Source organism: Zunongwangia sp. L-65, from assembly GCF_056859415.1.
In genome coordinates this window covers 247,154-271,203 of the sequence record NZ_JBSXOK010000076.1, presented here as the reverse complement: position 1 = coordinate 271,203, position 24,050 = coordinate 247,154, and the positions used below count along the sequence as shown (strand labels likewise).

The 24,050-nt window shown below is 36.9% G+C and carries 18 protein-coding genes; all 18 read left to right on the top strand.

Translation table 11 applies throughout. The features are described 5' to 3' along the window. The first annotated feature begins 545 nt into the window (after positions 1-545). The 18 genes from AC13DP_RS18490 to ilvA all read left to right on the top strand — a co-directional run bounded on the left by AC13DP_RS18490 (position 546) and on the right by ilvA (position 23,828). Positions 546-2,393: a glycoside hydrolase family 13 protein gene (locus AC13DP_RS18490; protein WP_483068256.1), complete on the top strand. Its 1,848-nt coding sequence runs from the start codon at positions 546-548 to the stop codon at positions 2,391-2,393. Between the two features lie 3 nt (positions 2,394-2,396). Next, positions 2,397-3,842 (top strand): alpha-amylase family glycosyl hydrolase, encoded by a 1,446-nt coding sequence (locus tag AC13DP_RS18485; protein WP_483068255.1) that lies wholly within the window; start codon positions 2,397-2,399, stop codon positions 3,840-3,842. Positions 3,843-3,965: 123 nt separating this feature from the next. After that, positions 3,966-4,952: a 6-phosphofructokinase gene (gene pfkA, locus AC13DP_RS18480; protein ID WP_347406944.1), complete on the top strand. Its 987-nt coding sequence runs from the start codon at positions 3,966-3,968 to the stop codon at positions 4,950-4,952. 17 nt (positions 4,953-4,969) lie between these two features. Next, a complete protein-coding gene (gene gap / locus AC13DP_RS18475) occupies positions 4,970-5,968 on the top strand; it encodes a type I glyceraldehyde-3-phosphate dehydrogenase (RefSeq protein WP_347406945.1) in 999 nt (332 codons plus the stop codon). Between the two features lie 95 nt (positions 5,969-6,063). After that, positions 6,064-6,921: an N-acetylglucosamine kinase gene (locus tag AC13DP_RS18470; protein WP_041578926.1), complete on the top strand. Its 858-nt coding sequence runs from the start codon at positions 6,064-6,066 to the stop codon at positions 6,919-6,921. A gap of 49 nt (positions 6,922-6,970) precedes the next feature. Then, a complete protein-coding gene (locus AC13DP_RS18465) occupies positions 6,971-8,506 on the top strand; it encodes a YifB family Mg chelatase-like AAA ATPase (RefSeq protein ID WP_347406946.1) in 1,536 nt (511 codons plus the stop codon). 85 nt (positions 8,507-8,591) lie between these two features. Beyond that, a complete protein-coding gene (locus AC13DP_RS18460; protein ID WP_347406947.1) occupies positions 8,592-9,746 on the top strand; it encodes a DUF2891 domain-containing protein in 1,155 nt (384 codons plus the stop codon). 1 nt (position 9,747) lies between these two features. Continuing rightward, the gene (locus tag AC13DP_RS18455; RefSeq protein ID WP_347406948.1) at positions 9,748-10,959 is read left to right on the top strand and encodes an Nramp family divalent metal transporter; all 1,212 of its coding nucleotides are present in this window, start codon (positions 9,748-9,750) and stop codon (positions 10,957-10,959) included. A 106-nt stretch (positions 10,960-11,065) separates the two neighbouring features. Beyond that, the gene (pxpA, locus tag AC13DP_RS18450; protein ID WP_347406949.1) at positions 11,066-11,803 is read left to right on the top strand and encodes a 5-oxoprolinase subunit PxpA; all 738 of its coding nucleotides are present in this window, start codon (positions 11,066-11,068) and stop codon (positions 11,801-11,803) included. Continuing rightward, complete coding sequence (gene pxpB, locus AC13DP_RS18445; RefSeq protein ID WP_347406950.1) at positions 11,800-12,534, top strand: 5-oxoprolinase subunit PxpB; 735 nt, start codon at positions 11,800-11,802, stop codon at positions 12,532-12,534. The genes pxpA and pxpB overlap by 4 nt, the downstream gene beginning before the upstream one ends. Beyond that, the gene (locus tag AC13DP_RS18440) at positions 12,527-13,387 is read left to right on the top strand and encodes a 5-oxoprolinase subunit C family protein (protein ID WP_347406951.1); all 861 of its coding nucleotides are present in this window, start codon (positions 12,527-12,529) and stop codon (positions 13,385-13,387) included. The genes pxpB and AC13DP_RS18440 overlap by 8 nt, the downstream gene beginning before the upstream one ends. Positions 13,388-14,356: 969 nt before the next feature. Then, the gene (locus AC13DP_RS18435; protein ID WP_228249958.1) at positions 14,357-14,983 is read left to right on the top strand and encodes a response regulator transcription factor; all 627 of its coding nucleotides are present in this window, start codon (positions 14,357-14,359) and stop codon (positions 14,981-14,983) included. Between the two features lie 86 nt (positions 14,984-15,069). After that, the gene (locus AC13DP_RS18430; RefSeq protein WP_013072221.1) at positions 15,070-16,590 is read left to right on the top strand and encodes a bifunctional GNAT family N-acetyltransferase/carbon-nitrogen hydrolase family protein; all 1,521 of its coding nucleotides are present in this window, start codon (positions 15,070-15,072) and stop codon (positions 16,588-16,590) included. Between the two features lie 536 nt (positions 16,591-17,126). Continuing rightward, a complete protein-coding gene (gene ilvD, locus AC13DP_RS18425) occupies positions 17,127-18,800 on the top strand; it encodes a dihydroxy-acid dehydratase (RefSeq protein ID WP_339809464.1) in 1,674 nt (557 codons plus the stop codon). A gap of 11 nt (positions 18,801-18,811) precedes the next feature. After that, a complete protein-coding gene (ilvB, locus tag AC13DP_RS18420) occupies positions 18,812-20,545 on the top strand; it encodes a biosynthetic-type acetolactate synthase large subunit (RefSeq protein ID WP_347406952.1) in 1,734 nt (577 codons plus the stop codon). Then, entirely contained in the window at positions 20,545-21,084 is a 540-nt protein-coding gene (gene ilvN, locus AC13DP_RS18415; protein WP_013072218.1) for an acetolactate synthase small subunit, read from the top strand. The genes ilvB and ilvN overlap by 1 nt, the downstream gene beginning before the upstream one ends. Then, positions 21,081-22,556, top strand: coding sequence for a ketol-acid reductoisomerase (gene ilvC, locus AC13DP_RS18410; protein ID WP_228249956.1), 1,476 nt, complete (start codon positions 21,081-21,083; stop codon positions 22,554-22,556). Before ilvN ends, ilvC begins: the two co-directional genes overlap by 4 nt. 3 nt (positions 22,557-22,559) lie before the next feature. After that, positions 22,560-23,828 carry a threonine ammonia-lyase IlvA gene (gene ilvA / locus AC13DP_RS18405; RefSeq protein ID WP_347406953.1) on the top strand — a complete coding sequence of 423 codons (1,269 nt, stop codon included), beginning with the start codon at positions 22,560-22,562 and terminating at the stop codon, positions 23,826-23,828. The last annotated feature ends 222 nt before the right edge of the window (positions 23,829-24,050 follow it).

Here is a 24,050-nt window from a genome sequence, read left to right as displayed (position 1 = left end):
GTCGGATCTTAAACTTTGAATTAGATCTAAAATTCGTTGTCATTTTGACCGAAACAAAGTGGAGTCGAGAAATCTTTTCACGAAAGAATGTTACTTCGAGTGTTGATATTGAAGAGAATTCGAAGAAAATAGAAATGAGATCAATTAATTTGGAAATGTGAAGATGCGTTAATTTGAAAATTAATATTGAATCTTAAATTTTGAATTATTCTTGAAATGAGTTGTCATTTCGACCGAAACATAGTGGAGTGGAAAATTTTTTTCGCGAAAGAATGTTACTTCGAGTTTTGATATTGAAGAGAATTCGAAGAAATAGAACTGAGATCAGTTAATTTGAAAATGTACTAATGTGTTAATTTGAAAATTAATGTCGGATCTTAAACTTTGAAATAACCATTAAATTTAAGTCATTTCGACCGAAACAAAGTGAAGCGGAGAAATCTTTCCACGAATGAAAATTAGTGTCCAGAATTCTTATTTAACCCAAAACTAATGGCTTATAGCAGATCGCTAAAAGCTGTAAGCTGAAAACTGAAAACAAAAAAATGAAAACTAAATTATATAATCTTGTGTTGCTCCTGTTATTAATTTCAGGAGTAGCGCAGGCACAAATCGATAAAATGGAGCCGCCTTTTTGGTGGAGCGATATGAATCTGGAAGAACTTCAAATTATGTTCTACGGAAAAAATATCGGCACGTACGAAGTTTCTTCAGAAGATGAGGTAATCATCAATAATATTCGAAAAACCGAGAATCCAAATTATGTATTTGTAACAATAAATTCTTCAGCACTTCCTGCGGGAAATTATGAGTTTAACTTCAGTAAAAAAGGTAAAAGAAATATCACCAAAACTTTCGAATTAAAGCAAAGAGACGAAGATTCGGCGTTAAGAGAAGGTTTTGATGCGAGTGATGCGATTTATTTAATTATGCCCGATCGTTTTGCTAATGGAAATCCGGATAATGATTCTTCTGCAGAAATGCAGGAAAAAGCCGATCGTTCTAAACAAGGCGGTCGTCACGGTGGTGATATTCAGGGGGTGATCGATCATTTAGATTATTTAAAAAAGCTTGGGATTACAGCGCTTTGGAGCACACCTTTACTAGCCGATGATGATGCCGGTTATTCCTATCATACTTATGCGCAAAGCGATGTATATAAAATAGATCCACGTTACGGAACTAACGAAGATTATAAGCGTTTGGCCAATGAGCTTCATCAAAAAGATATGAAGCTAATTATGGATTATGTAACCAACCACTGGGGTAGTGAGCATTGGATGATTAAAGATCTACCTACGTATGATTGGGTACATCAATTCCCGGGTTATGAGAATTCTAATTATAGAATGACTACGCAATACGATCCGCACAAATCAGCACGTGATTTTAAATACTGTGTAGACGGCTGGTTTACCGGTACAATGCCCGATTTAAATCAGAGTAATCCTTTAGTGTTAAACTATTTGATTCAGAATGCGATCTGGTGGATCGAATATTCTGGTTTAGACGGATTTCGTGTTGATACCTATTCTTATAATGATAAAAAAGGGATTGCGAAATGGACGAAAGCGATCATGGACGAATATCCATATTTTAATATCGTTGGGGAAGTTTGGATGCACGACCAGGCGCAAATTAGCTACTGGCAAAAAGATAGCCCCATAGGCGCAATTCAGGATTACAATTCTAATTTACCATCGGTGATGGATTTCACTTTACATGATGCGATGACATCGATGTTTCATGAGCAGGATGCCAGTTGGGATCGAGGAATGATTAAAGCCTATGAGAATTTTGTGAACGATTTCTTATATGCCGATACCGATAATTTGATGGTGTTTATGGGCAATCATGATACGGGTAGATTTAATGAGATTTACGATGGTGATTTTAAAAAATATAAAATGGCGATGACCATGATCGCTACGGTACGTGGTACGCCTCAAATCTATTACGGAGATGAAATAGGAATGCGAGGCGATAAAGGAAAAGGCGACGGCGCGATTAGACAGGATTTTCCAGGTGGTTGGGAAGGTGATGAACAATCTGCCTTTAATGCGGAAGACAGAACTGAAAACCAAATGAAATACTTTGATCTGACTTCAAAATTACTGAATTTCAGAAAAGAAAATAAAGTATTGCAGTTTGGTAAAATGCTTCAGTTTTTACCAGAAAATAATGTATATGTATATTTTAGGTATAATGATAAAAACCGGGTAATGGTTATTATCAATAATAATGCTGAAGAACAGACTTTAGATTTAAAGAAATATGCTGAAGGAATTCAAGGTTCCACCTCTGGAAAAGAAATTATTTCAGGAAAAGACATTCAGCTAAATGAAACTTTGAGCATTCCTGCACAGGATGCCATGTTAATTCAACTTCAATAAAAAATGAAACGATTTATAATAGCGGCGCTGGCAGTTTCCCTGCTTGCTGCCTGTAAAAACGAAACTTCTGAAAAGTCGGTTAAAAAAGAGGACGAAAAAGGGAAAACACTGGCACCTATAAACGATAGTATTTTAGGACAATCGGTAATTTACGAAGCGAATATTCGGCAATACTCTCCTGAAGGTACTTTTGCAGCATTTACGAAGGATATTCCGCAGTTAAAAGAGCTTGGTGTAAAAGTGATCTGGTTAATGCCAGTGTATCCAATATCCTCTGTAAAAAGAAAAGCCGCAGATGGCCGGTTTGCAGAAGAAATTGAAGACCCTAAAGAGCGTGAAAAGATTTTAGGCAGTTATTACGCAATTTCAGATTATACGGGAATTAATCCCGAATTTGGAACTCTAGAGGATTTTCAGGAATTGGTAAAAACAGCTCATGGAAACGGCATGTATGTGATCCTGGATTGGGTAGCAAATCATACCGGCTGGGATCATGTTTGGATTGAAGAACATCCCGAATTTTATACTAAAAACGAAAACGGAGAGATTATAGACCCTATAAATCCTGATACTGGCGAGAGCTGGGGGTGGACAGATGTAGCTGATCTTAATTACGACAATAAAGCATTGTGGACTGAAATGCGTAAGGATATGCGTTATTGGGTAGAAGAGCAAAATATTGATGGTTTTCGATGTGATGTTGCCGGGGAAGTACCAACAGAATTTTGGGAATCTGCGGTAGAAGAAATGAAGCAGGTTAAACCGATTTTTATGTTGGCAGAATCTGAAGATAAAGATCTTTTTGAAAAAGCTTTTGATATGGGATATAACTGGGAAGGTCATCATATTCTAAATGCCATTGCACAGGGAAAGCAAAATGCGAAGGATCTGAGTGATTATATGAAGAAAATTGACACGAACTACCAGGAGGATGATTATCTGATGAATTTTGTTACCAATCATGATGAAAATAGCTGGAACGGAACGGTAAATGAACGAATGGGTAATGCGGCAGAGGTCATGACGGCTTTAAGCTTTACATTGCCGGGAATGCCTTTGATTTATAGCGGACAGGAATACGATATGCAAAAACGCTTACGCTTTTTCGAAAAAGATACTATTCCACATAAGCAAAATAAATTCTGGCCAATTTTATCGAAACTTGGAAAATTAAAAAATGAAAGTCCGGCTCTAGACGGCTCGAAAACCAAAGCTGGTTATTCAACCATTAAAAATTCAGAAGAGGATGTGATTTTTAGTTTCAAAAGGCAACAAAATGATGATGAGGTAATTTTTATAGGAAATCTTTCTGATCGTAAAAAAGAGTTCAATATTGACCTGGAAGGCCAGTTTATTGATTATATGAATAACGAAAAAGTTTTCGTGATTGAAAAAAATCAAAAATTTCAATTTTCTCCCTGGGAATATAAAATTTTAATAATTCAGTAGTAAAATTCACAAAATGATAAAAACAGCCCTCATTTAGGGCTGTTTTTATTAGTTATCAACCGAAATCGATTTAGTTTAAATGCAAATTAGGTTATATTTAAGATTTAAAATAGATTTGAGGTGATGGCAAATACAATAAGAAAAATTGGTGTCTTAACATCCGGGGGAGATGCACCCGGAATGAACGCCGCAATCCGAGCGGTCGTTAGAGCTTGTTCTTTTTATAATGTGGAGTGTGTAGGGATCTACAGAGGTTATCAGGGTTTAATGGAAGGAGACTTTGAAGAACTTAATGCCAGATCTGTACGAAACATTATCAATAAAGGGGGGACTTTCCTTAAATCTGCTCGCTCTATGGAGTTTAAGACCATAGAAGGAAGAAAAAGAGCTTATGAGCAATTAACAAAAAATAACATTGACGCTTTGGTGGTTATCGGCGGAGATGGTACTTTTACGGGTGGCGTTTATTTTAGTCAGGAGTTTGATCTTCCAATAGTTGGGATTCCGGCTACAATCGACAATGATATTAGCGGTACAGATTTTACATTGGGATATGATACTGCATTAAATACAGTTGTGGATGCCATAGATAAAATTAGAGATACTGCCAGTTCTCATAATAGATTATTCTTTATTGAAGTTATGGGAAGAGATGCGGGAGACATTGCTCTTAATAGTGGAATAGGAGCAGGAGCCGAAGAGATTTTGATTCCGGAAGAAGAAGAAGGAGTAGAACGTATGTTGGAATCATTAAGAAAGAGTAAAATGTCCGGCAAGCTTTCCAGCATCATAGTAGTAGCCGAAGGAGAAAAAAGCGGGAAAAATATTTTTCAGCTTGCAGAATATGTAGAAGAGCATTTAGAAGGATACGATATTAGGGTATCTGTTTTGGGACATATTCAAAGAGGAGGGCGACCAAGTTGTTTTGATCGCGTTCTGGCAAGTAAATTAGGAGTAGGGGCTGTAGAAGCTCTACTGGACGGGGACTCTAAAGTAATGATTGGCTTAAGCCATCAAAAGGTAGTTCGCGTACCGCTTACCGTAGCCATTAATGGTGAGGCAAAATATGATAAAGAATTAAGAAGGGTGGCAGACATCACTTCAGTTTAAACTTTAAAAATAGAAAAATGAGTACAAAAATTGGAATTAACGGTTTTGGCCGAATTGGGCGTATAGCCTTTAGAATAGCAGCACAAAGCGAAAAAGTAGAGGTAGTAGCTATTAACGATTTACTTGATGTAGATCACTTGGCTTACCTTTTAAAATATGATTCTGTTCACGGGAAATTTAAAGGTTCTGTAGAGGTTAAAGACGGGAATCTTGTTGTGGATGGTAAAACCATTAGAGTGAGCGCAGAAAAAAATCCAGCAGACCTAAAATGGAATGATGCAGGAGCAGAAGTTGTATTGGATTGTACAGGAATCTTTACCGATCTTGATAATGCAAAAGCTCACCTTGAAGCCGGAGCGAGAAAAGTGGTGATCTCTGCACCATCTAAAACAGCACCGATGTTTGTGATGGGAGTGAATCATCATGAAGTAACTGCAGATCAGGATATCGTTTCTAACGCTTCTTGTACTACAAACTGTCTTGCACCGCTTGCAAAAGTTATTGATGATGAGTTTGGTCTTGTGGAAGGTTTAATGACGACTGTTCATGCATCTACTTCTACTCAGTTTACTGTAGATTCACCATCTAAGAAGAACTTTAGATTAGGTCGTAGTGCTATGGCTAACATTATCCCAAGTTCTACAGGAGCTGCAGTTGCCGTAACAAAGGTAATTCCTTCTTTAAAAGGAAAACTTACCGGTATGGCATTTAGAGTTCCTACTACAGATGTTTCTGTTGTAGATTTAACTGTAAAAACTGAAAAAGCTGCTTCTTACGATGATATCAAAGCTGCATTCAAAAAAGCTGCTGATGGAGATTACAAAGGAGTGATTTCTTATACAGATGAAGCTGTAGTGAGTCAGGATTACGTATCTGATGCTCATACTTGTAATTTTGATGCTGAAGCTGGTATCGCGCTTAACGATAATTTCTTCAAATTAATCGCTTGGTATGATAACGAATATGGTTATTCATCTAAACTTGTAGATTTAGCTGCACACGTAGCTTCTTTATAAATTAATTATCAGCCTGAAAGATTGTGCACAAATTCAGATGTTGGATTTACACAGTTTTTCAGGCTTTTTTATCTCTAATCAATACTAAATAGCAAATGATACTAATAGCAGATGGTGGCTCTACAAAGTGCGACTGGATATTAATGGATTCCACCGGAGAAAAGATTTTTAAAACAAGAACTAAGGGATTAAATCCTGCCGTGTTTCCAGAGATAGTATTAGAACAACGTATAGAAGAAAATCCGGATCTTAGAGAAGTAAAGGATAAGGTAGAAAGAGTTCACTTTTTTGGAGCTGGTTGTGGAACAGAAAAGCCTAGTAAACTTTTAGCGGGCATCATTGCTAATTTCTTTACCAATGCAGATGACGTAATGGTTAAAGAAGATATGGTTGCGGCGGTTTATGCTGCTACTACCGAACCAGGTATTGTATGTATTCTGGGTACAGGATCTAATTCATGCTATTTTGATGGAGAAAATATACATCAGGCGGTAGCCTCTTTAGGGTATATTTTAATGGACGAAGCTAGTGGGAATTATTTTGGTAAAAGGCTTATACGCGATTACTATTATAAAAGAATGCCCCCAGAACTCGCTGTTAAATTTGAAGAAAAATTTGATTTGAGCAGTGATGAAATCAAAAAGAATATTTACCAAAAAGAAAATCCAAATACGTATTTAGCATCGTTTGCTGAATTTATTTTCGCTAACGAACGTAATGGGTATTTCTATAAATTAGTTCATGAAGGTTTAACAGATTTTGTGCATTCTCGTGTACTTTGTTATCCCGAGTGTCGTACTGTTCCTGTGCATTTTATAGGAACTATTGCTTATTTTAGTGAAGATATTATCAGGGCAGTATTACAGCCTTATGGAATCGAGGTAGGAAATATAGTAAGACGTCCAATAGATGCGTTGGTGGAGCATTATCGTAAAAATGTACTAACTGCTTAAATTACAGGGAATAAAATTTTTTTACTACATTTAAGTAAATTCTCTTTAAATGCTGGTAAAAGTTTATGGTAGTGCTGTTTTTGGTGTCGAGGCCACAACTATTGCGGTTGAGGTTAATATTGATAAAGGAATCGGCTATCATTTAGTAGGTCTGCCGGATAATGCGGTAAAGGAAAGTAGTTTTAGAATTGCGGCAGCACTTCAGAATAACGGATTTAAATTTCCGGGAAAAAAAATTATTGTAAATATGGCTCCGGCCGATCTTCGAAAAGAAGGATCGGCTTATGATCTTACTTTTGCAATCGGTATTTTGGCCGCTTCTGGCCAGATTAAAGCCAAAAATATTTCAGAATATATTATTATGGGAGAATTATCCCTTGATGGAAGTTTACAGCCCATCAAGGGAGCACTTCCTATTGCCATAAAAGCAAAACAGGAAGGTTTTAAGTATTTTATTTTACCCCAACAGAATGCTAAAGAAGCTGCAATAGTCTCAGATTTAAAGGTGTATGGGGTTCATAATATAAAAGAAGTCTGTGATCATTTTGATAAGGGACTGGAGCTTCCAGAAACCATAGTCAACACCCGGGAAGAGTTTTATAATCATCTGGATCATCCAGAACATGATTTTGCTGATGTAAAAGGCCAGGAATCCATAAAGCGCTGTATGGAAATTGCCGCAGCGGGTGGTCATAATATTATTTTAATAGGTCCGCCAGGCGCCGGTAAAACTATGCTGGCTAAAAGACTACCCAGTATTTTACCACCAATGACACTGCATGAGGCGCTAGAAACTACCAAAATACATAGTGTAGTTGGAAAAATTAAGGATCACGGACTTATGGCACAGCGCCCTTTTCGTAGTCCACATCATACAATTTCCGACGTGGCACTTGTTGGAGGTGGTGCCTATCCACAGCCGGGAGAAATTTCACTTTCCCACAACGGCGTTTTATTCCTGGATGAATTACCAGAATTTAAGCGAAGTGTTTTAGAAGTAATGCGACAACCTTTAGAGGATCGGGAAGTAACAATTTCCAGAGCTAAATTTACGGTTACTTATCCTTCCAGTTTTATGTTGGTTGCCAGTATGAATCCAAGTCCCGGCGGATATTTTAATGATCCCGATGCTCCTGTTACCTCTTCGCCGGCAGAAATGCAGCGTTATTTAAGTAAGATTAGCGGTCCGCTTCTGGATCGAATCGATATTCATATCGAAGTTACTCCGGTTCCTTTTGATAAGCTTAGTGAAGAAAGAAAAGGAGAAAAAAGTATTGCTATTAGAAAACGGGTAACGAAAGCCCGGGAATTGCAAACACAACGATTTCAGGAATACGAAAATATTCATTACAATGCCCAGATGGGAACTAAACAGATCTCAAAATTCTGCAAATTAGACGACATCTCTAAAAAATTGCTTAAAACAGCGATGGAGCGGCTCAATCTTTCAGCCAGGGCTTACGATCGTATTCTAAAAGTTTCCAGAAGCATTGCTGATTTAGAAGCTTCCGAAGAAATAAAATCGGCCCACATCAGTGAAGCGATCCAGTATCGCAGTTTAGATAGAGATGGTTGGTTGGGATAAATGTTTTCTCTTTTTAGGAAGACCTTTAAATTTTTGTAATTATTTTTTGATAAATTGTTCCTGAATTTTCAATCCATCCCAATACATGAAAAAATTAGTGCTTGTTTTTACAGCTTTTAGTCTTTTTGCCTGTAAAAATGAAACCGCAAACGACCCTGTTAAACCAGATGAAACGTCATCTGATTCCTTGATAGATATAGATGCGATAACCGAGACGATAAGTCCTGATGAAACTATAAATTTTACACTTGAAGAGGCTAATAAACTCGCTGAACTTCCTTTGGCCTGCGTGAGTACGCAATATCCCAATAAACTAAGTCAGACGCTGGATAATGCCGAAGCTATAGGAGAACCAAAAGAGTTACACCCTGCGTTTTATGGCTGTTTTGACTGGCATAGTTCGGTGCATGGACATTGGTCGATGGTAGCTTTGCTTAAAAAATTTCCGAATCTTGAAAAAGCGGATGAGATTCGTCAAAAATTAGAACAATCTTTATCAGCCGAAAATATTAAAGCTGAAGTAGCTTATTTTAAGCGTCCGCAGGAAAATAGTTATGAAAGAACTTATGGTTGGGCCTGGCTTTTAAAACTTGCGGAAGAACTTAAAACCTGGAATGATCCTTTGGCTAAAAAATTAGATGAAAATCTACAACCACTTACAGATTTGATCGTTTCCAGATACTTGGAATTTCTTCCTAAACTTAAGTATCCAATCAGGGTAGGGGAACATACCAACACGGCATTTGGTTTAGGCTTTGCTTATGACTATGCAGTAACAACAGAGCATGTAGAACTTAAGGAATTAATCTCTAAGCGGGCAAAGGATTTTTACTTAAAGGATGATGATTGTCCTATTTCCTGGGAACCCGGTGGCTATGATTTTTTATCTCCCTGTTTAGAAGAAGTTGATATTATGCGAAGAATTATGCCTAAAAATGCATTTTTTCTTTGGATGGATGATTTTATGCCGGCGCTTACCAATCAGGATTTTTCAATAGAAGTAGGTGAAGTATCTGATAGAAGCGATGGTAAACTGGTTCATTTAGATGGCTTAAACTTTAGCCGTGCCTGGGTTTTTTATGGTTTGGCAAACGATTATCCAGAGCAATTTGGACATTTACGGTCACTTGCCGATAGTCATTTAGCATATTCATTTCCTAATGTAGTAGGTGACTCTTACGAAGGCGGACACTGGCTGGGCACTTTTGCAATTTATGCTTTAAGCCAGGATAAGAGGTAATTTGAAAAATTATTTAAAAGAATTAGGACCCGGGATATTGGTTTCTGCGGCTTTTATAGGCCCTGGAACGGTTACCTCCTGCACTTTGGCAGGTGTTAATTTTGGATATTCCCTGCTTTGGGCTCTATTACTTTCCGTTTTTTCCTGTATTGTTTTACAAGAAATGGCTGCCAGACTTGGCATTATTTCCCAAAAAGGATTAAGTGATAATATTCGGGATGAGCTTAAAAAGCCAGTCTGGAGATTTCTAGCACTTGCTCTTATTTTTTCGGCAATAGTTGTTGGAAATGCTGCTTACGAAGCTGGTAATATTACCGGCGCAGTTTTGGGTTTACAAGCCGTTTTTGGAGAACAACAGCTTCGTGTATTCCAATTTGAAGTAAATATCTGGAGTATTACTGTTGGTGTCATTGCTTTTGCAATTCTCTGGATAGGAAATTATAAAGTTTTGGAGAAAGTGTTTATTGCACTGGTCATGGTAATGAGCCTGGCCTTTATCGTCACCGCGATTGTTGTAAAACCTGATATTAGCAAAATTTTAAACGGATTTATCCCAAATCATCTTTCTACCGGAATTCTAGGAGTAATCGCTTTGGTAGGAACCACGGTAGTACCCTATAATTTGTTTTTACATGCTTCGTTGGTTAGTGAGAAATGGAAGGAAAAAAAGTTTCTTAAAACAGCTAAAATCGAATTGATTATCGCTATTGTTTTAGGGGGAGTAGTTTCTATGGCCATCTTGATTTGCGGTGCTGCCGCTGGATTGGATAACGTAAATAATGCGGTAGATCTTGCCGAAGCTTTAAAACCTGTTTTTGGTGAATTTGCATCCTGGTTTATGGCTATCGGCCTCTTAGCAGCTGGGATTACTTCGTCGATCACTGCTCCATTGGCAGCCGCATATGTGGTTAAAGGATGCATGGGATGGAACGTCAGTTTAAAATCGGTTAAATTTAAAGCGGTCTGGGCTTTTGTATTGATTTTGGGTGTTTTTTGCTCCTCTTTAAAAATTCAACCTATTCAATTAATACAATTCGCGCAGATCGCAAACGGAATTTTGCTGCCAGTAATTGCTGTCTTCCTGTTTTGGGTGGTGAATAGAGCCTCGGTTTTAGGCAATTATAAAAATTCCCTACTTCAAAATATATTAGGAGCTGTTGTAATTGCAATAGCAATCTTTTTGGGGGGCAAGTCAATTTATACAGTACTCTAAACTACTGCCGTATAGGTAAAAACCTATCAATAAGGAAGGCTTATCATTTATTTTGCACTTTTTTGCTGAAAAAACTTTACCTTAAAATTTCTAGTAAAAAGAAATCATGAAAGAGATAGATATTAACTGCGATCTTGGTGAAGGCGGGGATTACGATCATTTATTAATGCCTTTAATTTCCAGTTGTAATATTGCCTGTGGAGGGCATGCCGGTGATATTAAAACGATGCGTAAAACATTGAATTTAGCTTTTGAAAACAACACGAATATTGGAGCGCATCCTTCATATCCCGACAGAGAAAATTTTGGAAGAAGATCGATGCAGATTGCTGCCAAAGATCTTAAAAAAAGTATTCGGGATCAAGTAATATCTCTACAGGAAATAGCAAAAGCGAAAGGAGTAAGATTGCATCATGTAAAACCACATGGAGCCCTTTATAACGATGCTGCAAAAGATGAAAAAATAGCCCAGATTATTGTAGAAAGTTTGCTTGAAATCGAGGATGATTTTAGTCTTTTTGTACCATTAAATTCTGTGATTTCTGAGGTTGCTAAAGATAAAATAAATATCATTTTTGAAGGCTTTGCAGACCGAAATTATGAGGTCGATTATTCGTTGGTAAGCAGGTCGAAAACCAATGCCGTTATTGAAGATCAGGAAGCGGTTTTTAAACATGTTTTTAGTATGTTTCAGGATAAAAAAATCATCACTAAAAGTGGCCAAATTCTGCCTTGCAATGCCAGTACTTTTTGCTTGCATAGCGACACTAAAAATTCAGTTGAAATTTTGCAATTTTTACATGAACGATTTTCCGAAAAAAATATAAAGATCAAGAACACATGAGTAGGGACTTACCACAAATCTCACCCTTAGGAGATAATGCTATTTTAGTTCAGTTTGAACAGATAATTAGCGAAGAATTGTTGAATAAAGTCTTGTATTATCGAAATTTAATTCAGCAAATTTATATTGAACAAAAGGTTGAAGTAATTAATACATATAACTCGATATTAATTAATTACTTTGTGACTATAGAGGATGTTTATAGTGACCTTGAAGCGATAAAAAAGGTATTTGACCAATACAATGATACGAAAAATATTGAAAGTAGTATATTCGAAATCCCGGTGTGTTATGATCTTAATTTTGGCATCGATTTAGAGTTTATTGCCAAAGAGAAAAATCTGGAAATTTCAGAAATAATTTCACTGCATATGCAGCCGGAATATCGAGTTTATTTTATGGGATTTTTACCCGGATTTTTATACCTGGGAGGGTTGGATGAAAAGCTTCATATTTCAAGAAAATCACAACCCCGAATGAAGATCGAAAAGGGGGCGGTTGGAATAGGTGAAAATCAAACCGGAATTTATCCAAAGGTAAGCCCCGGTGGCTGGCAAATTATTGGTAATTGTCCGCTTAATTTTTTTGATAATAACAGGGAATATCCAACTTTAATTTCAGCCGGGGATTACATCAAATTTAAAAGTGTGGATCGTGAAGAATATGATCGTATAAAACAGCAGGTGGAGCAAGGTAATTTTCAATTAAAAAAGCAAGATCGAAATGGGTGAAGTGAAGGTGTTACAACCAGGACTTTTTAGTAGTATTCAGGATTATGGGAGATTCGGAAATATGAAATTTGGTGTTCCCGCCAGTGGCGTAATGGATAGATACGCGGCGAGAGCAGCCAATCTAATGTTGCGAAATAATGCTAATGATGCAGTACTTGAAATAACGATGATGGGACCAAAATTAGAATTTACGGCGGCAACAAAAATTGTGATTTCGGGGGCCTATCTTTCACCAAAATTGAATACAGAGGAAGTAAAAAACAATACTATCCTGGAAATAGCCAAAGGTGATATTCTAAGTTTTGGAAGAAGAGCATATGGCTGCCGGGCTTATCTTGCTATTACTGGAGGTTTTACTACAGAAAAGGTTTTGGGAAGTAAAAGTTGGTACGAAGGAATCAGCAAATATCAAAAATTAGAGAAAGACCTAGTGATATCCTACAAGGAAGACTTGGCCGGAAGAATAGAAACTAATGCCGGATTAAAGTTTAATGAAGATTATCTTAAAACATCCGAAGTCGAAGTTTATGAAGGCCCGGAATTTAAGTTCCTTTCTGAAACCCAAAAGGAACATCTTAGAAATTCGACTTTTAGCATCGATCAAAATAACAATAGAATGGCCATACAGTTACAAGAACAATTACAAAATGATTTAAAGCCAATCATTACGGGGCCGGTGGTGCCTGGAACAGTTCAGTTAACACCTTCAGGGAAATTGATCGTTTTAATGAGAGATTGCCAAACAACAGGTGGCTATCCCAGGATTTTGCAATTATCCGACAAAGGAATAAGGACTATTGCTCAAAAATTAACAAATGAAAATATAAATTTTTCTTTTCAGCAATCCCTATAAAGTCAAGAAAGGTGTTGATGTCCAATTAGATTGAGGCATAAAATCTATTTACATTTTCTACACATTTTGATTCCGATAAGCTATCGACAGGGTGGAGATGTATTAAATCCTTTTAGCGCTTTGAAATAAAAAAGTGCCGACTAGACGTTGAACGAAGTAATAAAGACCCTACTCAGAATTACTTCACATTCTATCGACACTTTTTTGCCCCAAAACACCTTAGCTAACTAAAATGATAATTCAAAAGTAATTTAAAAGATTTGTTTAGCAAAGGGGAAAAACACCCCTTTTTGTATAATATTTTTTAATTTACCTAAAATATATTTGTAATTTTATCTTAAAATTAATTTATCGTAACAAAATTCTTGACAGGAAAACAGCCAGAAATATAATAGTTTCAACTATTGTAAATTGTTTGTATACAGAAAGAAAAGTATTTGGGATACAGGAAATTCTTCAAGTAATCTTTATACGTAAGCCTAAAGAAATTATTTTGATTCATAGTGTGAAGACTTACAGCAATTATATATGCTATATTTTTTTACTGAACGGAAATTAATAATTGAAAACCATTTTATTATAACGGGTTAGTGTTCTTTTAAATCTTTAAACAGTAACGTTATATGCTATCAATGAGTAAAAAAATCGGTAATCTTATTAAAACTAATTTTCATAAATAGTAACGGATATATTTATGAGATATTAAAAATTCTAGTCTAATAAGCCTTTAGATTTATGGCAATTCCTTAATTAGCGGTAAGCTGTATTATAAAATAATTTTTAAGTTCAGTATGTTGAAAGTTAGTTGTTTGAATGAATTTTAAGGGTGTTTTGGATCTAAACCATGAATAGTAAATTATTATTTTAGAAGGAAAATAGGATGATTGAAGTGGCAATTTAATATAGAATTTTTTCCTGCTCGGGGAACTTCTCTATCTTTGCTAAATCCAAAATAATCTAATCAATCAAATGACGAAATCGATAATAATAGTCGATGACCATGTACTTTTTTCGCAATCTTTAAAAGGATTAGTCGATTCTTTTGATGGCTATCGGGTTAAAGCAGTATATGGAAATGGAAAGGAACTTCAGGATAATTTAAAAAAAATGGATTTACGTCCAGATCTTATTTTATTAGATGTACGTATGCCGTTAATGGATGGATTACAAACCATGCAGTGGCTTAAACAGGAGTTTCCCAAACAGAAGGCTGTGGCATTAACCATGGAAAATGACGAAGAAACCCTTTTAAAAATGATAAGCTTTGGATGCAGGGGGTACTTGCTTAAAGATATTGATCCAGATCGATTTAAAGAAGCTTTGGATAGTGTTATAGAAACCGGTTACTGCTTTGAGAAGGAATTAATACAGGAACTAGGCAAAAAAACACCAGCCAAGGAACAATTTTCAGAGCGGGAAATTGAATTTTTACAATATGTCTGTACAGAGATGACGTATAAAGAGATAGCCGCAAAAATGAGTCTTAGTCCAAAAACAATTGATGGTTACAGGGAAAATCTTTTTACTAAACTCCAAATTAGAAGTAGAGTAGGCCTTGCTGTTTACGCCATTAAAAATAATTATTGCACCATCTAATATTGCCTGTTTTTAGCTTCTTTTTTTGAAAATCTAATTTTTTAGATAGTATCTTCGTTTTCAGAATTAAACACGGTTTATAGAAGATGGAGACACCTACAATAGAACTTAGAAATTTAAAAGTTCAGGATTATAAGGAACTTAAGGTTTCGATGATAAAAAGTTATAGTGGTATGCCCGATGATTATTGGAGTGCTGCTGAAATAAAAACCCTGGTCAAAAAATTTCCAGACGGGCAGTTTTGCATTGTAATCGATAATAAAATTGCCGGTTGTGCCCTTTCTATCATTGTAGACTATGATAAATTTGATGATAATCATACTTATGATGATATTATTGGTGGAGAAAACTTTTCCACCCATACTAAAAATGGTGATGTTCTTTATGGTATAGATGTCTTTATCCATCCGGAGTATAGAGGGAAACGTTTAGGGCGGCGGCTTTATGAAGCGCGTAAAGAATTATGTGAACAGCTAAATTTGAAATCTATAATATTTGGCGGTAGAATCCCCAATTTTGCCAAATACGCAAATGAGCTTACTCCTAAAAAGTATATCGATAAAGTTAAGTTGCAGGAAATTCATGATCCTGTGCTATCATTTCAGCTTTCTAATGATTTCCACGTAAAAAAGGTAATTAAAGGATACCTTTCTGGCGACCATGAGAGCAAAGAATACGCGGTTTTGATGGAATGGAACAATATCTATTATACCAAACCTCAAAAATTAATAGAAAGTACTAAAACCGTTGTACGCTTAGGTTTGGTGCAATGGCAGATGCGTTTATTTAAGAATTTTGATGCTTTGGTATCACAAATCGAGTTTTTTGTAGATGCGGTTAGTGATTATCAAAGTGATTTTATTCTTTTCCCTGAACTGTTCAATGCTCCGCTTATGGCAGAGTTTAATCACTTAAATGAAGCTGAAGCTATTAGAGGGCTTTCCACCTATACCGATAAATTATTGGAAACGTTTATCGATTTCGCCATTAATTATAATATTAACATCATCACCGGAAGTATGCCACAGGTGATTGGAGAGCATATGTATAATGTAGGTTTTTTATGTCGTCGTGATGGAAGTTATGAGCGGTACGAAAAATTACATATTACTCCTGCTGAAGAATCTGCATGGGGCATGAAAGGCGGTACGAAGTTGCAAACCTTTGATACTGATTGTGGTAAAATAGGTGTTTTAATTTGCTATGATGTGGAATTTCCAGAGCTTCCAAGGTTATTAGCAGAAGAAGGAATGAACATCTTATTTGTGCCTTTTATGACCGATACGCAAAATGGGTATTCCAGAGTACGGATTTGTGCACAATCCAGGGCGGTAGAAAATGAGTGCTATGTGGCCATTGCGGGATCAGTAGGAAATCTGCCAAAAGTAAATAATATGGATATTCAGTATTCGCAAAGTGCCGTGCTCACTCCGTCTGATTTTGCTTTTCCTGTTAATGGTGTAAAAGCAGAAGCTACACCAAATACCGAAAGTACGCTACTCGCTGATGTAGATCTGGACTTACTGAAAGAGTTGCATAATTTTGGGAGTGTACGAAATTTAAAAGATCGCAGAAAAGATCTATATTCTATAAAGCTAAAAAAATAACCTAAATTTTATCTGATCAGAAAATTATTATTAAGTTTACGTGATAATCGATATTAAATATCTCGAATAAAAATTAGGTTCTAATAAATGTCTCATAGGTTTGCCCTAAGGGAAGTCTTTTACTTATGAATTTAGGAAAACAATACATTATCTCTTTAATTATTAAGGTCATTTTCATTTGGAAAACCTGGCTCTAGAGAGGATATGTATGATATATAACGTATAAGCCATCTTTAGGGATGGCTTTTTTTATGCCTTGTAGCTAAATTCAGGAAATAAGGATCTTTGAAAAGCTGCCGTATTCTTTTTAAAAATGAAGGTATATTAAGGATAATAATGAGGTTAATGTTAAATCAATAAAAAATTAAATGTTTTTTGATAGTTTCAGCAGTCGTAAAAAAGAAGAGTTTAATTTTCTGTAAATCAATGTTTTGCACTCTTAAATATGTCGTTGAAAACAATTAAGGAATCTTAGCTAAAAAACAGAGGCATTTTGAAGGCGGTAATTTTATCTAACGAGAAGAGAAAAATTAGTAATGAATAACAAGTATAGTAGTATTTTAACTCAGAGTGATTCTCAACCGGGATCACAGGCCATGCTTCACGCCATTGGCTTAACTAAAGAAGATTTTAAAAAACCATTTGTTGGAATTGCAAGTACAGGATACGAGGGTAACCCTTGCAACATGCATCTAAACGATCTTGCAAAACTGGTAAAAGAAGGAACGCTTTCTGCAGATCTTGTGGGATTAATTTTCAATACTATTGGGGTAAGTGACGGTATTTCTATGGGAACTCCAGGGATGCGTTTTTCCCTTCCTTCACGTGATATTATAGCAGATTCTATGGAAACTGTTGTAAATGCCATGTCTTATGACGGTTTGGTAACTGTGGTAGGTTGTGATAAAAATATGCCAGGGGCATTAATGGCGATGCTGCGTTTAAACAGACCTTCAGTTTTAGTGTATGGCGGTACAATCGCTTCAGGTTGTCATAATGGAAAAAAACTGGATGTAGTTTCGGCTTTTGAGGCCTGGGGAGCTAAAGTAAGTGGCGATATCGATCAGGACGAATATGACAATGTGATCGAGAAAGCCTGTCCTGGTGCGGGAGCCTGTGGAGGTATGTATACTGCAAATACAATGGCTTCAGCTATAGAGACGCTGGGAATGTCTTTACCGTATAATAGCTCTAATCCCGCCGTAGGCGAAGAGAAAAAAGCAGAAAGCGTAAAAGCCGGTGAGGTGATGAAACTGCTTATAGAAAAAGATTTAAAACCAAGAGATATTGTAACCAAAAAATCGCTGGAGAATGCAATAAGATTACTTACGCTTCTTGGTGGTTCTACCAATGCAGTACTACACTTTTTGGCGATTGCCCGTTCAGCAGAAATCGAATTGGGTATAGAAGAGTTTGGGAAAATTGTAGATAGTACACCGTTCCTGGCCAATCTAAAGCCAAGCGGTAAATATGCTATGGAAGATATTCATAGAATTGGTGGAATTCCTGCCGTTCAGAAATTCATGTTGAAACATGGTCTGCTTCATGGTGATTGTATGACCGTTACCGGAAAAACCTTGGCAGAAAACCTAACTGATGTTCCAGATTTAGAAGAAGGCCAGGATGTTATTTATCCAATTGATCAACCAATTAAAAAAACAGGGCACATCAGGATTCTTCACGGCAATTTAGCAGAAGAAGGTTCTGTTGCAAAAATTACCGGAAAAGAAGGCTTGAGCTTTACAGGAACTGCAAAGGTTTTTGAAAGTGAATATGAGGCTAACGATGGTATCTCTCAAGGAAGAGTGAAGAAAGGTGATGTCGTGGTAATTCGTTACGAAGGGCCAAAAGGAGGTCCTGGAATGCCAGAAATGCTTAAGCCTACTTCAGCAATTATGGGGGCAAAATTAGGTAAAGAGGTAGCTCTAATTACAGATGGGAGATTTTCTGGAGGGACGCATGGTTTTGTAGTGGGGCATATTACTCCTGAAGCCCAGGAAGGCGGAATGATCGCTTTATTAAAAGATGGTGATAAAATTACCATTAGTGCAGAAGACGATTCTATACATGTAGATCTTACTGATGCGGAGATTGAAGAAAGAAGAAAAAACTGGAAAGCACCTGCTTTAAAATTCAGTAAAGGTGTTTTATATAAATATGCGCGAACAGTTTCATCGGCATCTAAAGGATGTGTGACCGATGAGTTTTAAAATGGTGAATTATGGAAGTAAAAACAGCTAGTTTCGAAAAGACATCGGCAGATACTTCAATGACTGTTTCTGGAGCAGAAGCAGTAATTAAGTGTTTGTTAGAGGAAGGCGTAGAAACGATTTATGGTTACCCGGGTGGGGCTATTATGCCGGTGTATGATGAATTATACAAATACCAGGATAAAATTCACCACGTCCTTACCAGACATGAGCAGGGAGCTACTCACGCTGCACAAGGCTATGCCCGCGTAAGTGGTAAAGTAGGAGTGGCGGTAGCAACCTCTGGTCCTGGTGCGACTAATCTAGTGACAGGAATTGCAGATGCTCAAATAGATTCTACACCCTTAGTGTGTATTACGGGGCAGGTAGGTTCTCATTTGTTAGGTAGTGATGCTTTTCAGGAAACCGATATTGTAGGGATTTCTACCCCTATTACAAAATGGAACTATCAGGTAACCAAAGCCGAAGAAATTCCTGAGGTGATCGCGAAAGCATTTTATATTGCAAAATCGGGACGTCCTGGCCCTGTTTTAGTAGATATTACTAAAGATGCGCAATTTGCTTCCCTGGAGTTCAATTATAAAAAATGTAGCGGAATTCGCAGTTATAAACCCAACCCAGAGGTGAATTTGCTTCAGGTTGAAAAAGCAGCCGAGGCAATTAATTCAGCTAAAAAACCAATGATCGTTTTTGGTCAGGGGGTAATCCTTGGTGGGGCAGAAGAGCTATTTAAAGAATTTGTAGAGAAAACCGGTATTCCTTCAGCATGGACGATCTTAGGCCTTTCGGCTTTGCCTACAAAACATCCTTTAAATGTAGGTATGGTAGGTATGCACGGTAATTACGGACCAAATGTCCTTACCAACGAATGTGATGTTTTAATCGCCATAGGGATGCGTTTTGATGATCGTGTGACCGGTAATTTAGATCATTATGCAAAGCAAGCTAAAGTGGTGCATTTAGAAATTGATCCTGCAGAGATCAATAAGAATGTTTATGCCGATTTTCCGGTTTTAGGAAACGTAAAGGAAACGCTTAAAATATTAATGGAACTTGTACAGCCCAAATCTCATAAAGAATGGCATAACAGGTTTAAAGAATTATATAAAACTGAATATGAGAAAGTAATCAGAGGAAATCTGGATGTTAATAAGCCAGATTTAGGAATGGCTGAGGTTATTCAGGAAATCAATATAAATACTAAAGGCAATGCGGTCATCGTTTCAGATGTTGGTCAGCATCAAATGGCAGCCTGTAGATATTCAGATTTTACGCAAACCAGAAGTAACGTAACCAGTGGTGGTTTAGGAACTATGGGGTTTGCATTGCCAGCCGCTATTGGAGCAAAGATGGGAAGTCCTAAGCGCGAAGTCGTAGCTATTATTGGTGATGGTGGGTATCAAATGACCATTCAGGAATTAGGTACCATTTTTCAAACTAAAGTTCCGGTTAAAATCGTGGTTTTAAATAATGGATTTTTAGGAATGGTACGACAATGGCAACAATTATTCTTTGATAGAAGATATGCTTCTACAGAAATGACAAACCCAGATTTTGTTACCATAGCCAAAGGATACCATATAGAAGGAAACCGGGTTACAGATCGTTCGCAACTTAAGGATGCCGTAAAAACAATGATTGATCACGATGGCCCATATTTCCTTGAAGTGAAGGTAGAACAGGAAGAAAATGTTTTCCCTATGGTACCAACAGGGGCATCAGTTTCAGATATAATTTTAGAGTAATGGAAAAGAAAAATTTCACAGTTTCGATATATACTGAAAATAATTTAGGACTGTTAAGCCGAATTGCGGCCATCTTCCTAAAGAGACATATTAATATAGAAAGTATTACCGCTTCGCCAAGTGAGGTGCCGGAGGTAATGCGATTTATAATTGTAGTTGAAGTTACTGAAGAGCAGATCAAGAAAATTGTAGGACAGATCGAAAAGCAAATTGAAGTGATTAAAGCTTTTTATCATACCGCAGAAGAAATGATCTATCAGGAAACAGCTTTATACAAAATCAAATCTTCAGAATTTTTGGACGATTTAAATGTGCAGGCCTTTATTAAGGCAACCAATGCGCGTATAGTTACCGTTACCCCAAAATTCTTTGTGATTGAAAAAACCGGTAAACGCAGTGAGGTAGATGAACTTTACGAAACTTTAAAACCTTATGGTTTGATGCAGTTTGTACGTTCGGGCACCATTGCAGTAACCAAAAACGAAATGCCAATAACAGGAATCTTAGAAAAATTTAATACAACAAATTCAATATCATGACAAACTATTTTAACAGCCTTTCTTTACGAGAAAAATTGGCCCAACTGGGGACTTGCAGGTTCATGGAGCTAGATGAGTTTAGTGATGGAGTGGCTGCATTAAAAGATAAAAAAATAGTTATTGTAGGATGTGGATCTCAAGGTCTTAATCAGGGATTAAACATGAGAGATAGCGGTCTTGATATTTCTTACGCGCTACGCGATGGAGCGATTAAAGAAAAAAGGCAGTCTTACAAAAATGCAACTGAAAACAATTTTACAGTTGGTACTTACGAAGAGTTAATTCCATCAGCAGATTTGGTGATTAATCTTACTCCAGATAAGCAACATACCGGCGTAATTAAAGCTATTATGCCACATATTAAAAAAGACGGGGTGCTTTCGTATTCTCATGGTTTTAATATTGTTGAAGAAGGAATGCAAATTAGAGAGGATATTACTGTAATTATGGTAGCTCCTAAGTGTCCAGGTAGTGAGGTGAGAGAGGAATATAAAAGAGGTTTTGGTGTACCTACCTTAATTGCTGTACATCCAGAAAACGATCATTTAGGTATTGGTCTGGAGTGGGCTAAAGCTTATGCTTATGGTACCGGTGGTCATAAAGCAGGAGTACTTCAATCTTCTTTTGTAGCTGAAGTCAAATCTGATCTTATGGGAGAACAGACCATTCTTTGTGGATTGCTTCAAACAGGATCGATCTTGAGCTTTGATAAAATGGTGGCTGATGGTGTTTCACCTGATTATGCGGCCAAGCTTATTCAGTATGGATGGGAAACGATTACTGAAGCGCTTAAGCACGGTGGTATCACTAATATGATGGATCGTCTTTCTAATCCTGCAAAGATTAAAGCTTTTGAAATTTCAGAAGAATTAAAAGAGATTATGCGTCCGCTTTTCCAGAAACATATGGACGATATTATTTCTGGAGAGTTTAGCTCCAGAATGATGAGAGACTGGGCAAATGACGATAAAGAATTATTAGAGTGGAGAGCCGCTACCGGAGAAACTGCTTTTGAAAAAACCGAAGCTTCAGAAGAAGAAATTTCAGAACAGGAATATTTCGATAAAGGTGTGCTAATGGTTGCTATGGTAAAATCTGGTGTAGAACTGGCCTTTGAAACCATGGTAGAAGCAGGTATTATTGCAGAATCTGCGTATTATGAATCATTGCACGAAACTCCACTTATCGCCAATACCATTGCCAGAAAGAAATTATTTGAAATGAACAGAATTATTTCGGATACGGCAGAATATGGTTGCTACCTTTTTGATCATTCTTGTAAGCCACTTATCAAAGATTACGTGAATGGCTTGGATAAAGATTTTATAGGTCATGCTTATGGAACTGAGGAAACCGGAGTTGATAATCTTGAATTGATTGCTGTAAATGACGCACTAAGACAGCATCCTGTAGAAATAGTAGGAGCAAAGCTTAGAAAAGCCATGACTGCAATGAAAAGAATACATGAATAATTGATGGATACTGCATTGGCACAAATATATAAACCGAGTATAGAAGCTGTTAAACAGGCCTCTGAAAGAATATCTAAAGTTGTTGTATACACGCCTTTAGCTGAATCGTTTACGTACAGCAATCGATTTGGAGCAAATATTATGCTTAAAAGGGAAGATTTACAACAAGTACGTTCTTATAAAATTCGTGGAGCGTACAATAAGATTTCCAGTTTGCCCAAAGACCAGCTAGAGAAAGGGGTGATTTGTGCCAGTGCGGGTAACCATGCGCAAGGGGTGGCTTTTGCCTGCAACAAACTAAAAGCCAAAGGGGTGATTTATATGCCAAGTACCACACCCAGTCAAAAAGTAGCGCAAACTAAAATGTTTGGGGGTGAATGGGTAGAAGTTGCTTTAGAAGGGGATACTTTTGATGATTCCTTTAAAAGCGCCATGATTAGGGCAGGTGAGGAGGATCTTGTTTTTATCCATCCTTTTGATGATGAAAAGGTGATTGAAGGCCAGGCAACTATTGGTCTAGAGATTTTAGAGCAAGCCAGGGAACCTATAGATTATGTATTTGCACCTCTTGGAGGCGGAGGATTATTGGCCGGAGTTTCTTCGGTTTTTAAAGAATTATCTCCAAAAACAAAGATTATTGGTGTAGAGCCGGAAGGAGCTCCATCAATGTCGGCTTCCCTCAAAGAAGGAAAGTTGGTAGAGCTAGAGCAGATCGAACGTTTTGTAGATGGAGCAGCGGTACAAAAAGTAGGCAGTCGGAATTTTGAAATTTGTAAACAAAATTTAGATCAAATGGTCACGATTCCTGAAGGCAAAATTTGCCAGACCATTCTGGATCTTTACAATCAGGACGCTATTGTGGTAGAACCTGCCGGGGCTATGTCTATTTCGGTTTTAGATTTTTTTGCAGAGGAAATAAAAGGCAAAAATGTAGTATGTATTGTAAGCGGGAGTAATAACGATATTACCCGTACTGCAGAAATCAAAGAACGGGCACTATTATATGCTGGTTTAAAACATTATTTTGTAGTTACATTTCCACAACGTGCCGGTGCTTTGCGGGAGTTTTTGGATAAAGTATTAGGCCCTACAGACGATATTACCCATTTTGAATATTCCAAAAAGCACGAAAGGGAAAACGGTCCTGCCGTGGTAGGGATAGAACTTAAAGATAAATCTGACTTTGAGCCCCTGATAAACAGGATGAAAGAGCGCAATTTTTATGGTAGATACCTTAATGATACGCCAGATTTATTTCAATTCATTATTTGATCAAAAAAGTCTTTGTAAATCCGTTTATAAAATCTATATTTACATTGTGAATACACAAAGTCAAATAATATTAACTAATAATCGATACCCTGTGCGCTGCATAAGGTAATGCTTATATAATCTTCTTATTAATATTATTTGAAACTTTTATTTTGAAAAAATCACTGAACATACAACAAATATTAGAAAGCCTTATACAAGGTTTACAGGATTGGATCGCTC

Coding starts and splice junctions, on each gene's coding strand:
- AC13DP_RS18470 (WP_041578926.1), top strand. CDS start 6,064: ATGATACTAATAGCAGATGGTGGCTCTACAAAGTGCGACTGGATATTA.
- pxpA (WP_347406949.1), top strand. CDS start 11,066: ATGAAAGAGATAGATATTAACTGCGATCTTGGTGAAGGCGGGGATTAC.
- AC13DP_RS18440 (WP_347406951.1), top strand. CDS start 12,527: ATGGGTGAAGTGAAGGTGTTACAACCAGGACTTTTTAGTAGTATTCAG.
- AC13DP_RS18435 (WP_228249958.1), top strand. CDS start 14,357: ATGACGAAATCGATAATAATAGTCGATGACCATGTACTTTTTTCGCAA.
- AC13DP_RS18465 (WP_347406946.1), top strand. CDS start 6,971: ATGCTGGTAAAAGTTTATGGTAGTGCTGTTTTTGGTGTCGAGGCCACA.
- AC13DP_RS18490 (WP_483068256.1), top strand. CDS start 546: ATGAAAACTAAATTATATAATCTTGTGTTGCTCCTGTTATTAATTTCA.
- ilvB (WP_347406952.1), top strand. CDS start 18,812: ATGGAAGTAAAAACAGCTAGTTTCGAAAAGACATCGGCAGATACTTCA.
- pfkA (WP_347406944.1), top strand. CDS start 3,966: ATGGCAAATACAATAAGAAAAATTGGTGTCTTAACATCCGGGGGAGAT.
- ilvA (WP_347406953.1), top strand. CDS start 22,560: ATGGATACTGCATTGGCACAAATATATAAACCGAGTATAGAAGCTGTT.
- pxpB (WP_347406950.1), top strand. CDS start 11,800: ATGAGTAGGGACTTACCACAAATCTCACCCTTAGGAGATAATGCTATT.
- ilvC (WP_228249956.1), top strand. CDS start 21,081: ATGACAAACTATTTTAACAGCCTTTCTTTACGAGAAAAATTGGCCCAA.
- AC13DP_RS18485 (WP_483068255.1), top strand. CDS start 2,397: ATGAAACGATTTATAATAGCGGCGCTGGCAGTTTCCCTGCTTGCTGCC.
- ilvD (WP_339809464.1), top strand. CDS start 17,127: ATGAATAACAAGTATAGTAGTATTTTAACTCAGAGTGATTCTCAACCG.
- ilvN (WP_013072218.1), top strand. CDS start 20,545: ATGGAAAAGAAAAATTTCACAGTTTCGATATATACTGAAAATAATTTA.
- AC13DP_RS18460 (WP_347406947.1), top strand. CDS start 8,592: ATGAAAAAATTAGTGCTTGTTTTTACAGCTTTTAGTCTTTTTGCCTGT.
- AC13DP_RS18430 (WP_013072221.1), top strand. CDS start 15,070: ATGGAGACACCTACAATAGAACTTAGAAATTTAAAAGTTCAGGATTAT.
- gap (WP_347406945.1), top strand. CDS start 4,970: ATGAGTACAAAAATTGGAATTAACGGTTTTGGCCGAATTGGGCGTATA.